The following is a 13,275-nucleotide window of genomic DNA, read 5'->3' as shown; positions in this document are numbered from 1 at the left end:
GGCTCCTAACTGTTGATGATGTCATCAATATTTTTGCTTAATTTCTCAAGGACTTCTTTAAACCGTTCCACTTCTGCCGGTTCAATTCCAGCAAGGATTTCTTTCATGGTTTCAGCTTCAATGGGAACGGTCTTGGAGGCGATTTCCTCGCCTTTTTCCGTAAGGGAGACAATAAAAGCTCTGCGGTCCGTTTCGCTCATTTGCTTTTGAATCAGTTCTTTTTTCATGAGGATATCGAGGATTCTAGCCGTGGTTGGCTGGTCTTTAGCCGTCCGGCGGGCAAGTTCTTTCTGGGTAATGCCCCCGTCCTCGAATAACTGATAAAGAACCGACCATTGTTCGGGTGTAATATCAAATTCACGAAAGCGATGCATAAGCAAATTTATTGTTTTCCTGCTTGTCTGGTTAATTAAAAAGCCGACAGAAACATCTTTATGTTGTGATTGCAAAATCATCGTTCCTCTCATAAAAAAATACTTGTTAAGACAATTATAAGTAAAACATATATTTATAAAGAATGCAATACACACAAAAAAGCCCGCTGCCAGAAGCAGCGGGGAAACATTTGAAAAATTTTCAGACCTCAGGATACAGTTTAACAAATTATGTAAAAATAGTCTACTTTTTTTAAAGTGCTGCTGATACCATTAAAAGCAGAGAGACTGAAGGGAGAATGAAAAATGTTGGTATTTCAGCAGCAGCGTTATCAATGCAAAACAGAGTGGGGAGTCAGGGGAGCAAGGGAAGCAGCAGAGCGGGGAGACATTATTGTTGTGGTTGATGTTTTAAGCTTTTCATCCACCGTTGTTACGGCACTAAGTTATGGTGCCAAGATTTTTCCCTATCCTCCGCCAATCAATGAAGAAGCCAAAAAATATGCAGAGGAAGTCGGAGCAGAGCTTTTATCAGGAAGAGCAGAAGCTTTGAAATGGGGGATGCATTCTCTTTCACCGGCATCATTCAGTTTGCATGATCAAGAAAAGAAGTTTGTGATGTGCTCGTTGAATGGTGCAGCGTGCATTTGGGCTGCCAGAAAAGTTCCTGCACTGCTGATCGGCTGTCTGCTGAATGCATCGGCCGCTGCGGGAAAGGCCGAACAGCTGCAAAAGCAGTCAGGTGCTGACATCACCGTGGTGGCATGCGGTGAGAGATGGGAAAATCCGCAGCAGGCTGAAAATAACATCAGACCAGGTATCGAGGATTATCTCGGTGCAGGTGCCATACTTTCGAAACTTAACGGAAGTAAATCGCCTGAAGCACAAGTATGTATAGGCGCTTATCTTTATCAAAAGGAAAACATTCAAGAAGTCATTTGGAACTGCGGAAGCGGACTGGAGCTGCGTGAACGCGGATTTTCAGAAGATGTGCGGCATTGTACGAAGATGGATGAGTTTGATCTTGTACCCCAGTTGAAAGGGAATGTTTTTGCTAGGAGCTGATTTCATGGCCTGTCCCATACCAAATAAAGTCCTGATCGGATAGGCCAAAATCAGGATCTCTATATGAACAACCTGCAGTGCGTTATATTACACCCACTTGTAAATCAGCTTTTGATAGATTTTGTCTGATGGTTTTTCGCTGTCAGGGTAAATATCGATGATCATGATTTTTTCGCCATCAATCGTTTTTTCGAATGTCTCCCCGATCCAAACCTTCATTTTTTTACACTTCCAAAATCATTTTGAAAGGCCAGCAGTGCCGTTTTTGAACAAATATCAATATTTACACCCTGTTTTTGAAGTTTGGAAATAAGCTCCTTAAGTTTTTTTGTCATGCTTCCTCATTCCTTTTTATTAGAATAAAGGCATATCAGCCCGCTTAACTTTAATCAACCATTCAAATCCAATTCTATTTCTTCTGTTCTTATAAACAGTATACCGCGTATAGGTGTTTTCATTTGACTTTTGAAAAAAATCCCACAACTATTGTTTTTTCATCGAAAGTTTGGATGAAAGTAAAAGAAATAACAAAAGTGTTGACCTTCATGTATATACAAGCTACAATACAAAACAAGACATGTATATACAAGTTTTCGCTTTTTATGAAAGCGATTTAAAACGCACTGCTTTACATCACTTTTCAAAATTTAGCCTTGATTACAAAACGCGTGAACAAGGCTGTTTTATAAAAGTTATATGTAAACGGTATCAAGGAGGAAGGTTATATGGACATCAGGCAAACCGCTGAACAAATTGTAGAAGCTGTAGGCGGCAAAGAAAACATCGGTGCAGCAACTCATTGTGTGACCAGACTTCGCTTTGCACTAAATGATGAAAATCAAGTCAACAAAGAAAAGCTCGAAAATATTGATGCGGTGAAGGGATCTTTTTCCACAAACGGCCAATTTCAAGTCGTCATCGGACAAGGACTCGTGGACAAAGTTTATAATGAGCTCGTCGAGGCTGCAGGAATAGGTAAAGCAACAAAGGAAGACATCAAAAATGCGGCTGAACAGAAACTGAATCCTATACAGCGGGCCGTAAAAACATTAGCTGATATTTTTATTCCAATCCTTCCGGCAATCGTTACAGCCGGTCTGCTCATGGGGATAAACAATATCCTTACTGGGCCGGGGATTTTTTATGAGGGGAAATCTTTTGTCGATGTAAATACCGCTTGGAAAGATCTTGCGGATATGATCAATGTGATTGCCAACACAGCGTTTGCTTTTCTTCCTGGATTAATCGGCTGGTCAGCCGTCAAGAAGTTCGGGGGAAATCCTCTGCTGGGGATCGTCCTGGGTTTGATGCTTGTGCATCCAAGTCTTCTTAACGCATGGGATTACGGAAAAGCGCTTGAAGCTGGAAAAGTGCCGCACTGGAATTTATTCGGTTTACAGATTGAGAAGATCGGCTATCAAGGCCAGGTGCTTCCTGTTCTGCTGGCATCCTATGTGCTGGCGAAAATTGAAGTGTTTTTAAATAAAAAGGTACCGGATGCGTTTAAATTGCTTATCGTTGCTCCGATTGCCCTGCTCGTTACAGGTTTTCTTTCCTTTATCGTTATTGGTCCGATTACATTTGGAATCGCAAACTTTTTAACTGATGGACTTGTCAGTATTTTTGACAACTTTGCTGGTTTAGGAGGGCTTATCTATGGCGGTCTCTACGCTCTGCTTGTTGTAACAGGCATGCACCATACCTTCCTGGCGGTAGATCTTCAGCTCATCGGAAGCAAGGGAGGAACCTTTTTATGGCCGATGCTCGCTCTTTCTAATATTGCTCAAGGATCCGCAGCTCTGGCTATGATGTTTATCTCAAAAGACGAAAAGGTAAAAGGATTGTCCTTTACATCAGCTGTTTCTGCGTATTTAGGAATAACTGAACCTGCACTGTTTGGGGTTAATCTGAGGTTCAGATATCCCTTCATCTGTGCGATCATCGGTTCTGCGATCGCGGGGGTATTCATTACTATAAATAAAGTTAAAGCTTCTTCCATCGGTGTCGGTGGAATACCTGGTTTTCTTTCTATTTTCCCGGATAAATGGGCGCCTTTCTTTATTGGAATGGCCATCGCAATTGTTGTTCCGTTTGTATTAACATACCTCTTTGCCAAAGTAAAAAAAGCGAAATAACGGACAAGTACAGCTGGCTCACTTACATGAGCCGGCTTCACATTTATAATTATTAGACAGATAGGCGGTGGACACTATGGAACAGCCATGGTGGAAAAAATCAGTGGTTTATCAGATTTATCCAAAAAGCTTCAAGGATACGACCGGAAACGGCACCGGAGATTTAAACGGAATCATTGAAAAGCTGGACTACTTAAAGCTTCTCAATGTAGATGTGGTCTGGCTGACTCCAATCTATGAGTCTCCGCAAAAGGATAACGGTTATGATATCAGTGATTATTATAAAATTCATGAAGAATACGGCTCCATGGAAGATTTTGAACGGCTGCTGGGTGAAGCACATAACCGGGGCATTAAAATCATCATGGATATCGTTGTGAATCATACATCTACAGATCATGCATGGTTTAAACAAGCCAGCTCTTCAAAAAACAATGAATTTAGAGATTTTTATATATGGAAAGATCCGAAAGACGGAGCTGCACCGAATAACTGGATCTCCAAATTTGGCGGATCAGCGTGGAAATATGATGAAACAACAGAACAGTATTATTTGCACCTTTTTGATGTATCTCAAGCCGATCTGAATTGGGAAAATAAAAAGGTCCGTGAAAATGTGTATGAGATGATGAACTTCTGGTTTGATAAAGGCGTTGACGGTTTTAGGCTGGATGTGATTAATCTTATTTCTAAAAATCAGGATTTTCCTGAAGATGACGGATCACTTCCGCCTGGTGACGGCCGCAGATTTTATACGGACGGCCCAAGGGTGCATGAGTTTATACAGGAGATGAATTCAGAGGTCTTTTCTAAGCATGACAGTCTGACAGTGGGAGAGATGTCCTCCACTTCCATCGATCATTGTATCCGATATTCCAGGCCGGAAAGCAAAGAATTAAGCATGACGTTTAACTTCCATCATTTAAAAGTTGACTATCCTAATGGAGAAAAGTGGACGGCCGCTGATTTTGATTTTCTTTCGTTAAAAAGGATTCTTTCTGAATGGCAGACACGCATGAATGAAGGTGGCGGGTGGAATGCGCTGTTCTGGTGCAATCATGATCAGCCTCGAATCGTCTCCCGATATGGGGATGATGGTGAACATCGGATAACATCGGCGAAAATGCTGGCGACGGTGATTCACTGTATGCAGGGTACTCCTTATATTTATCAGGGTGAAGAGTTCGGCATGACAAATCCGGGCTTTGATACCATCGAAGACTACCGGGATGTTGAAACACTCAATGTCTACCAAGAGTTAAAAGAGGCAGGAAAAGATGTACCGGAGATTATCAAGATACTAAAGCAGAAATCAAGAGATAACTCACGTACTCCTGTACAATGGGATGCATCGCCAAATGCTGGTTTTACCTCAGGTACTCCTTGGATCAACGTTGCGCCTAATTATAAAGAAATCAATGCACAAAAGGCCGTTCACGACGAGAACTCTGTGTTCAGCCACTATCAGAAATTAATCTCCATGCGAAAGTCGCTGGATGTTCTAACAGAGGGGGATTACAGCTTAATCCTCGAAGACCATCCATCTATTTTTGCCTATACGAGAAATACTCCAGATGAAAAACTGCTGGTCATTAATAATTTCTATGCTAAAGAAGCGGTGTTCCATGCACCTCAAGAGCTTGTACCTTCAGGGAGAAAGGCAGAGGTGATCCTGTCTAACTACGAGGATTCATCCCATGAATTCCAAGGAATGAAGCTGAGACCCTATGAATCCATCGTTTATCGCATTATAAAGTAATGGTACAATAAATGTGGTGGTAAAAATGAAAACAAACAAATATTTGGCGATCTATCAAGAGATATCCCAGCAGATTGAAAAAGGGGAATTTGTTGCAAGAAAACAACTGCCCTCTGAGCATGAGCTTGCTGAGCGATACAAGACATCCAGGGAAACGATCAGAAAGGCCTTAAACTTGCTTGCTCAGAACGGTTTTATCCAGAAGATCCGCGGGAAAGGCTCAATCGTCCTTGATCTGGCTAAATTTGATTTTCCTGTTTCCGGACTGGTCAGCTTTAAGGAATTGGCCTCGAAATTAGGGAAACCTTGGAAAACAGTGGTTCATGAATTGGAAACAATCGCTCCAGACGTTTTTTTGCAAAATGAGCTGAATTTGACGAAGAATGATACCGTTAGGAAAGTAATAAGGATACGGGAGATAAATGAGGAAAAAATTATCCTCGATAAAGACTTTTTTAACGAAAAGTTGGTTCCTGGTTTAACAAAAAAAATCTGTGAAGATTCGATCTACGAATATATAGAAAAAGATCTTGGGTTAACGATCAGCTTTGCCAAAAAAGAAATTATTGTTGAAGAACCGACAGAGGAAGATCAAAACTTGTTATCACTCAATGGCTTTCATAACGTTGTAGTTGTTAAAAATCATGTCTATCTTGATGATGCAAGCCTTCTTCAATACACTGAATCCAGGCATCGTCCCGATAAATTCCGATTTGTTGACTTTGCAAGAAGAAATCATTAGTTTACGCCAGGCAATGCGACCATTGCCTGGTTTTTTATTTTCATCCATTAAAAGTGTTACTATAGAAGAGGATGCTTGGATACATAAGGAGGGAACACCATTGGCAATGGAACGTGACTTATACGAGTATTTGATGCGAAACACCGCAGCTTTAAGTGAGGAATGGCTGAAGCTTCAGGAGGAAAAATTAAGTCTCAGCGGCTCTTTAGAAGGAGTCAGCGCAGAACGAATACAGCATAATCAAACATTTATTGAGAATATGGCCAAAACGTTTATCAGTGACGACGTGAACTTTTCCGCGTGGTCAGAGCAGGTGGCTGTAAGAAGGGCAAATGCTGATACCCCGTTGCATGAAACTTTGGAAAACTTTAAACATTTCAGGATTGTTTTTTGGAATCTAATCATGGATTTTGTACAAGAGAATGAAGCAGAAATCTCCCTTCAAACACTGGGACGATGGAGCAAAAAAGTGAATGCGGGTTTTGATCATGTCATTGAGCTATTTACGGTTTATTTCCAGCAGATCAGTGACGCGAGACTCTTGTCACAGCAGCAGATGATCCTGGATCTGAGTGCGCCGATTATTCCCGTGTTTTCAGGGATCGGTGTTTTGCCGCTGGTAGGCGAAATTGATACTTACCGCGCGCAAATGATTAAAGAAAGCAGTCTTGATAAATGCACAGAATTAAAACTTGAACATTTGATCATTGATCTCTCAGGTGTTCCAATCATGGATACGATGGTAGCGAATGAGCTGTTTCAAGTTGTTCGGGCGCTTGCTTTACTCGGTGTTGAAACAACAGTAACTGGAATTCGTCCGGAAATTGCACAGACTGCGGTTAACCTTGGATTGGATTTTTCCAACATATCAACGTATGCCCATCTGCGCCAGGCGCTCCCCGTGATTATTAAAAGCCGTCAACTTTCATAACCTATTGTTATTTCAGCCACCTTTTAACTCAGGTGGTTTTTTTAATAGGGTGAAAATTTCAGGATAAAGCATCCACTATGGAGGGTAGTATATGTATATGTTTATTTGCTGCGTGAAACATATTTAAATATGAAAAGTTGAACAATATAAAATTTAAAGGAGGTTGATGGTAGATTGAAATATCTTATTTTTATTTTAGGGCTTGCTGTTGTATTTTTGCTTGCTTATGCCGTCAGCAATAATAGAAAGCATATCAAGTTTAAACCTATTATTATCATGCTTGTACTTCAGGTCCTTCTGACTTATATCCTGCTCAATACAGGGATTGGTTTAGTAATTATCCATGGTATCTCTAATCTTTTTGAAAAGCTGCTCGGGTATGCAGCAGACGGTGTAAACTTTGTTTTTGGCGGAATTGCAAACAAAGGGGCTATGCCATTCTTCTTTAATGTTCTCCTGCCGATTGTATTTATATCCGTTCTGATCGGAATTGCACAGCACTTAAGAATTCTGCCTTTCATCATAAAATGGATCGGATTTTTTCTAAGCAAGATCAATGGTTTAGGGCGTTTGGAATCCTATAACGCAGTGGCTTCAGCAGTCTTCGGACAATCAGAAGTTTTTATTTCGGTTAAAAAGCTGCTTGGCCATATGCCAAGGCATCGTCTGTACACGCTGTGTACGTCTGCGATGTCCACGGTTTCTGCATCCATACTTGGTGCATATATGACGCTGATTGATCCAAAGTATGTTGTGACGGCCTTAATGCTTAATCTTCTTGGAGGATTCATCATAGTAAATATCATTAACCCTTATGAAGTAACAGCAGAAGAGGATATTATCGAGATTCAGGAAGAAAAGCAAACCTTTTTTGAAATGCTGGGGGAGTATATTCTGGACGGGTTTAAAGTAGCAATCATTGTAGGTGCGATGCTAATTGGATTTGTGGCGCTGATCAGTGCCATTAATGATGTTTTCAATATGGCGTTCGGCATAACGTTTCAAAAGCTGCTCGGATATGTATTTGCTCCGTTCGCCTTTATTGTCGGTGTTCCTTTTTCAGAGACTGTAAAAGCCGGAACGATTATGGCAACAAAGCTTGTATCCAATGAGTTTGTAGCAATGCTTGACCTCGCCAAAATTAAAGGACTTTCCGAGCGTACCGTTGGTATTGTATCGGTATTTCTCGTTTCTTTTGCCAACTTTTCTTCAATCGGAATCATAACGGGTGCGGTAAAAGGCCTTCATGAACAAAAAGGGAACGAAGTAGCAAAATTCGGACTGAAATTGCTGTATGGAGCCACACTCGTCAGCTTGTTATCAGCAGCAGTTGCAGGAATCATGATCTAGTGTTTTATTAGAAAGGCTGATTTAATTAAAATGGGCTCTATGTGGCCAACATAGAGCTTTTATTATGGCTTTTTCTTGTGAATACAGTAAAATTAAAGGAAGGTTGATTTCGCCAAGCCTCGAAAGGACTGGTCATTATGAATCATTTAAATAATACACAGATTAAGGTGGGAAGTGCTGAATTTAGCTGGAAACCTGCTGATGGAAGCTTTTTATTTAAAGGGGAAGATGCTATTCTCTTTTGGATTAATTCTGCTTTTAAAACATTTCTTGACACCATTGAAGAGGTATCCGGGGATGAGTCAGCTAATGTCGTACTTGAGACAACTGGATATCGGATGGGAATCATCGTTGGAGAATTCTTTTATAATGAGGGAGCCAATCCGGCAGATGTCTTGAATGTACTGCCAGGGATTTATGCTTCTGCCGGATGGGGAACCTTGGAGATCGAAGAGTTGGATGAAAAAGAGAAGAAAGCTGTTTTGCGGATGAAAAACAGTTGGGAATACCGGATCAATAAGCTGCAGAAAAAGAAGAAACATGGAACATTCATTCCTGGACACTGGGCAGGTGTACTAACCGGATTGTTTGGAGAGAACCTCTGGTATCGAGTGACTTCCAGCCAGCTGGAAGGTGATGAATATTGTCAGTTTGAATTCTATCCCTCACTAATCACCGTTTCTGAAAATATTCATGAACTTTCAAGAAGGAGAGAACAGGCTGAAATATTTAAGCTTGAAAAAATAGTGGAAGAACGGACAAAAGAATTGTCCGATCTGCTAAAAGTTATTTCTTCACCTATCATTCCTGTTTTGGATCATATTGTGGTCATCCCATTATTGGGCAAGTATAACGAAGACCGTTCTAAAGAATTGCTTGAAAAAACCATCAATGAACTTCCGAAATATGGAGCTGATTTTTTAATCCTTGATCTTACGGGATTGGATGAGGACATTAGCGAGTATACAATTTCTCTGTTTCAGCAGCTCATTGCGGCTACGACATTGCTTGGCACAAAAACGATCATGGTAGGAATTTCACCGGCACTTAGTATAAAGATGACAAATTCAAATTATCATACTTCCGATATAAAGTCCTTTGCCAATCTAAAGCATGGCATTCATTATGCACTTGCTGAAAGAGGCCAAAGGATCATATAAAAAAAACAATCGCAGCCATTGGCTGCGATGTTTTTATTGTTAATAAGGTGGTAGGATCAATTCTTGAGCGCAGTTTGGACAATACGTATAGCGTTGTTCTTCAACAAGAGAATGTACTTTATCTTCGCTGTTTGTGAAGTCACGATAATTGTTAAGAATAAAGTTATGCTGACATGCGTGGCAGATGTATGCTGTCCGATGTATAACCAAGGATTTATGATCAACTAAGTACTTTGACATAGAAAGCCCCCGCATTACTCTGACATAATTTTATCTTAACATATTAATATTGCGAAAACATTACAATGGTTTAAAGGCTTCCATACCGATTTATAGTTTACATCCGAGGAAATAAGGGAAATATTTTAAGCTAGATCATTAGACCTAATTGAAATTAAATCCGGAGGCTTTCACCATGAAAAAAAACACATTAATTATCGCATCCTGTCTGATCGTTTTAATCACAGGCATCCTTTTTTCCATCACAAAGCTTAATCTTCCTTCTGTTCTGTCCTCTATGACCCATTACGGAAAATCAGAATTAAAAAACGATGGCAAAGAATTTAATTTGGTTGTATTGGGGGATTCATTATCCTATGGTGTAGGAAATTCAAGCAACAGCGGTTATGTAGGAACAGTGGAAGAACGACTTGAAAATCACATGAAAACTGAGATTACAGTCAAGGATTACGGAGTTCTAGATGATACAAGCGCCTTATTGTTAAAGCGTTTAAAGAATGAACAGTTAAAGTCATCCATCGGCTCTGCCCGAATGATCTTCTTAAATATTGGTATGAATGATTACTTAAACAGCCTGCACCTTTCTAAAACCCAGCCGGATCGAAAAAAAGAAATCATTATAAAAGCACAGCAGAACTATCAAAAAAATTTAAAAACAGCGATAAAAGAAATGAGAAAAGAAAATCCAAAGGCAAAAATATATCTGGCAGGCATTTATAACCCATTCACAAACCGAAAAGACCGCCTCCCTGAAAGCAGCCTGGTTCAGCAATGGAACAAAAAGGCACAGGATATAACGGCTGAACAGGAGAATACCCGGTTTATTAATGTAGAGGGAGTCTTCACAGGGAAAAACAAAAAAGCTTATTTTGCTGACGAACTGCATCCTAATAAAAAGGGGTATGCGTTAATCGGTGAAGTAGTTTATAAACGTATAGAGTTAAGGTAAATCAAAAAAAATCAGCCCTTTAAGGGCTGATTTTTTAATCATTATGGCGGGCTTTTCCGCCCTTGCTTCCGATATCTTCATAAAATTCCCGATCATGATTTTTTGAGGTAGCATTGCCGCCTTTTTTCCCGATCTCTTGATAAAACTCCTTGCTGTGAGTGCGGGAAGTAGCGTCTCCGCCTTTCTTTCCAGCTTCTTCTCTAGAGATGTTGTGGTTATTGTTCTTGGCCATTTGGAATCACTCCTTCAGTAGAATTAATTTTAATTTGGCCATAGTTTTCTGTTCCCTATGAAATTTTTCTTAAACATAGGATCAAAAGTTTTTATACTGGAGGGATCTAAAAAAGAGCACCGGATAAGAATCCGGTACTCTTACAACTCTTACTGTTAATCTACCAGGCGTACCAGCATATGAGCGAGTGCATGCTGCTGATCTTTGTCTCCTACTTTCCAAAGTTCCTGAAGGAGTTTTTCTTCAGAGTTTCTAGGTTCTTCATGTTCAGCAAGATATCCAGCAACTTTTTCAGCGGCTTTCGCCAGCTGCTCTTCCCCTAATCCTAACTTTTGGCCTTTACTGACTTTGTCTGATAAGTATCCTTTAAATTCCTCAAAATCCTGTAAAACTTGATCTTTCTTTTCGGAGTCCATATTTGCTACTTTCTCGTCCACATTGTTCACGTTTGTGTTAGCCATTTTGTATTCCTCCTAAAAGTTGGGATATAAGAGTAGTACCCGATTTTTTATAAAACGAACCCTGAAATTCATAAAAAAACATGACAGAAGTTATACAAATATTCTACAAATTAATTTCATGATGCTGCGGTTTTTGGAGAAGCTCTTCTCTCCGGCTTGCCTTTTTATCACGAAGTTTTTCATTTTCTTCCCCAACAAACTTAATACACATATTCCATTCTTTTAAGGATTTAAAACAAAAAGGGAGGAGAAAAAAAGACTATATCAATGGAATTGTAACTTAGCAATAATGCAAAAACCATTTACCCATTCAACGGTAATGAAGTATTATTTTAGTTAAGGTTTGAGACAAGTGCACCGCTAGCACTGGTTTTCCGTAATGATAAATGGAGGAGAAGAATATGGGACAACAAGCAATTATAGCGCTCAGCATATTTTTAATTACATATGGCTTAATTATTTCTGAAAAAGTTCACCGTACCATTATTTCCATTCTTGGGGGAGCGCTTATGGTAGCTCTTGGCGTCATTGACCAGGAAACGGCCATTCATCATATTGATTTTAATACGATCGGTCTTCTCATCGGTATGATGGTTATTGTAACCATAACGGCGGAAACCGGATTATTCAAATTTATTGCGATATGGGCAGCAAAAAAAGTAAAAGGAGATCCGGTCAAGACCCTCATTGCGTTAGGTTTGATTACAGCTATCGGTTCGGCCTTTCTTGATAATGTGACGACGGTTCTGCTCGTTGTACCTGTTACCTTCAGCGTAACAAGAAGGTTAAACCTCAATCCGATTCCTTTTTTAATGACTGAGATCTTCGCGTCCAATATCGGCGGAACAGCAACGATGATTGGTGACCCGCCCAACATTATGATCGGCAGTGCGGTAAAGGAGCTCACCTTCTTGTCCTTTATTGATAATCTTGCTTTTATCTGCGGGATCATTCTAGTGGTCACAATAGTCATCATGGCTATCTTTTATAAAAAAGGACTCAAAACTAAACCTGAGTTAGTAGAAAATCTGATGAGGCTTGATGAAAAGAAAGAAATTGTAGACCATAAGCTGCTCCGTAAGTGCTTGCTCGCACTTGCGATTACCATTGGCGGATTCTTCCTGCATCAGTTCATTCATGTGGAAACCGCAACCATTGCCTTGTTTGGTGCCTTTCTACTCTTGTTGCTGGCAGGTGAAAAACACCTGGAATATGCTCTCGAAAAAGTAGAATGGACCACGCTGTTTTTCTTTGTGGGATTGTTTGTTATTGTAGCAGGGCTGGTTGAGACTGGGATTATTGCAAGTGTGGCTAAACATGCGATGGAGTGGACAGGCGGAGATTTAAAGGCGACGACTTTCTTAATCTTATGGATGAGCGCGATTGCTTCTGCTTTCGTGGATAACATTCCGTTTGTTGCGACGATGATTCCGATGATTAAAGAAATGGGGCATATGGGAATCACAAACCTTGAGCCCTTATGGTGGAGTTTGTCACTCGGAGCCTGCCTTGGCGGCAACGGAACCTTGATCGGTGCGAGTGCCAACCTTGTGGTTGCCGGACTTGCAAGTAAAGAAGGCTATCATATTTCGTTTGTTAAATATTTGATCATTGGATTTCCCTTGATGATTTTATCCATTCTTATATCAAGTGTTTATGTTTATCTTAGGTATCTTATGTAAAAGGAAGAAGGGGCTGTCCAAGAAGTCTGTAAGCTGTTGATTTCCGTTCCAGGGTGCTCGCTTTCCGCGGGGCGTGCGGTGAGCCTCTTGGCGCTAGCGCCTGCGGGAGTCTCACCTGTCACGCTAGTCCCGCAGGACAAGGAAGGCTCCGGCAGCGAAACATCGCACGAAAAAATTGAACTATATTTTCTAGGA

Annotated in this window: 13 protein-coding genes; 9 read left to right on the top strand and 4 right to left on the bottom strand. The window is 40.5% G+C overall.

Annotation, left to right across the window (positions count from 1 at the left end; genetic code table 11):
* Positions 1–5: 5 nt before the first annotated feature.
* Positions 6–449 carry a MarR family winged helix-turn-helix transcriptional regulator gene (locus P4361_RS22030; RefSeq protein WP_231689215.1) on the bottom strand — a complete coding sequence of 148 codons (444 nt, stop codon included), beginning with the start codon at positions 447–449 and terminating at the stop codon, positions 6–8.
* Between the two features lie 231 nt (positions 450–680).
* Here P4361_RS22030 and P4361_RS22025 point away from each other — a divergent pair, with 231 nt between their 5' ends.
* Positions 681–1,439, top strand: coding sequence for a 2-phosphosulfolactate phosphatase (locus P4361_RS22025; protein WP_328091028.1), 759 nt, complete (start codon positions 681–683; stop codon positions 1,437–1,439).
* A gap of 87 nt (positions 1,440–1,526) precedes the next feature.
* Here the strand turns inward: P4361_RS22025 and P4361_RS22020 are convergent, their stop codons facing one another.
* Positions 1,527–1,658 carry a hypothetical protein gene (locus P4361_RS22020; RefSeq protein ID WP_255357543.1) on the bottom strand — a complete coding sequence of 44 codons (132 nt, stop codon included), beginning with the start codon at positions 1,656–1,658 and terminating at the stop codon, positions 1,527–1,529.
* A 506-nt stretch (positions 1,659–2,164) separates the two neighbouring features.
* Between P4361_RS22020 and treP the strand changes: the two genes are divergently transcribed.
* From treP to P4361_RS21985, 7 genes are all read left to right on the top strand, one after another.
* Positions 2,165–3,574 (top strand): PTS system trehalose-specific EIIBC component, encoded by a 1,410-nt coding sequence (gene treP / locus P4361_RS22015; protein ID WP_328091026.1) that lies wholly within the window; start codon positions 2,165–2,167, stop codon positions 3,572–3,574.
* Between the two features lie 76 nt (positions 3,575–3,650).
* Positions 3,651–5,333: an alpha,alpha-phosphotrehalase gene (gene treC / locus P4361_RS22010; RefSeq protein WP_328091024.1), complete on the top strand. Its 1,683-nt coding sequence runs from the start codon at positions 3,651–3,653 to the stop codon at positions 5,331–5,333.
* A gap of 25 nt (positions 5,334–5,358) precedes the next feature.
* Entirely contained in the window at positions 5,359–6,075 is a 717-nt protein-coding gene (gene treR / locus P4361_RS22005) for a trehalose operon repressor (protein WP_328091023.1), read from the top strand.
* Positions 6,076–6,181: 106 nt separating this feature from the next.
* A complete protein-coding gene (locus tag P4361_RS22000; RefSeq protein WP_248254715.1) occupies positions 6,182–7,006 on the top strand; it encodes an STAS domain-containing protein in 825 nt (274 codons plus the stop codon).
* 174 nt (positions 7,007–7,180) lie between these two features.
* The gene (locus P4361_RS21995; protein WP_328091022.1) at positions 7,181–8,356 is read left to right on the top strand and encodes a NupC/NupG family nucleoside CNT transporter; all 1,176 of its coding nucleotides are present in this window, start codon (positions 7,181–7,183) and stop codon (positions 8,354–8,356) included.
* Between the two features lie 137 nt (positions 8,357–8,493).
* Positions 8,494–9,516, top strand: a complete 1,023-nt coding sequence (locus P4361_RS21990) for an STAS domain-containing protein (RefSeq protein ID WP_328091021.1) — start codon at positions 8,494–8,496, stop codon at positions 9,514–9,516.
* A gap of 415 nt (positions 9,517–9,931) precedes the next feature.
* Positions 9,932–10,705, top strand: a complete 774-nt coding sequence (locus P4361_RS21985) for a GDSL-type esterase/lipase family protein (RefSeq protein WP_328091020.1) — start codon at positions 9,932–9,934, stop codon at positions 10,703–10,705.
* Between the two features lie 34 nt (positions 10,706–10,739).
* Here P4361_RS21985 and P4361_RS21980 read toward each other — a convergent pair whose 3' ends face one another.
* Together P4361_RS21980 and P4361_RS21975 are read right to left on the bottom strand one after the other, a co-directional pair.
* Complete coding sequence (locus P4361_RS21980; protein WP_062232901.1) at positions 10,740–10,937, bottom strand: KGG domain-containing protein; 198 nt, start codon at positions 10,935–10,937, stop codon at positions 10,740–10,742.
* A 155-nt stretch (positions 10,938–11,092) separates the two neighbouring features.
* The gene (locus P4361_RS21975; RefSeq protein WP_328091019.1) at positions 11,093–11,398 is read right to left on the bottom strand and encodes a DUF3243 domain-containing protein; all 306 of its coding nucleotides are present in this window, start codon (positions 11,396–11,398) and stop codon (positions 11,093–11,095) included.
* A gap of 401 nt (positions 11,399–11,799) precedes the next feature.
* On the opposite strand from P4361_RS21975, the gene P4361_RS21970 reads away from it, so the two are divergent.
* Entirely contained in the window at positions 11,800–13,080 is a 1,281-nt protein-coding gene (locus P4361_RS21970) for an ArsB/NhaD family transporter (RefSeq protein ID WP_328091018.1), read from the top strand.
* The last annotated feature ends 195 nt before the right edge of the window (positions 13,081–13,275 follow it).

The organism is Fictibacillus sp. B-59209, assembly GCF_036216745.1.
GTDB classification, from domain to species: Bacteria; Bacillota; Bacilli; order Bacillales; family Fictibacillaceae; genus Fictibacillus_C; species Fictibacillus_C marinisediminis.
This window is presented reverse-complemented; position numbering and strand designations above follow the sequence as displayed.

Coding starts and splice junctions, on each gene's coding strand:
- P4361_RS21990 (WP_328091021.1), top strand. CDS start 8,494: ATGAATCATTTAAATAATACACAGATTAAGGTGGGAAGTGCTGAATTT.
- P4361_RS21985 (WP_328091020.1), top strand. CDS start 9,932: ATGAAAAAAAACACATTAATTATCGCATCCTGTCTGATCGTTTTAATC.
- P4361_RS22000 (WP_248254715.1), top strand. CDS start 6,182: ATGGAACGTGACTTATACGAGTATTTGATGCGAAACACCGCAGCTTTA.
- treR (WP_328091023.1), top strand. CDS start 5,359: ATGAAAACAAACAAATATTTGGCGATCTATCAAGAGATATCCCAGCAG.
- treC (WP_328091024.1), top strand. CDS start 3,651: ATGGAACAGCCATGGTGGAAAAAATCAGTGGTTTATCAGATTTATCCA.
- treP (WP_328091026.1), top strand. CDS start 2,165: ATGGACATCAGGCAAACCGCTGAACAAATTGTAGAAGCTGTAGGCGGC.
- P4361_RS21980 (WP_062232901.1), bottom strand. CDS start 10,937: ATGGCCAAGAACAATAACCACAACATCTCTAGAGAAGAAGCTGGAAAG.
- P4361_RS21970 (WP_328091018.1), top strand. CDS start 11,800: ATGGGACAACAAGCAATTATAGCGCTCAGCATATTTTTAATTACATAT.
- P4361_RS22020 (WP_255357543.1), bottom strand. CDS start 1,658: ATGAAGGTTTGGATCGGGGAGACATTCGAAAAAACGATTGATGGCGAA.
- P4361_RS21975 (WP_328091019.1), bottom strand. CDS start 11,398: ATGGCTAACACAAACGTGAACAATGTGGACGAGAAAGTAGCAAATATG.
- P4361_RS22025 (WP_328091028.1), top strand. CDS start 681: ATGTTGGTATTTCAGCAGCAGCGTTATCAATGCAAAACAGAGTGGGGA.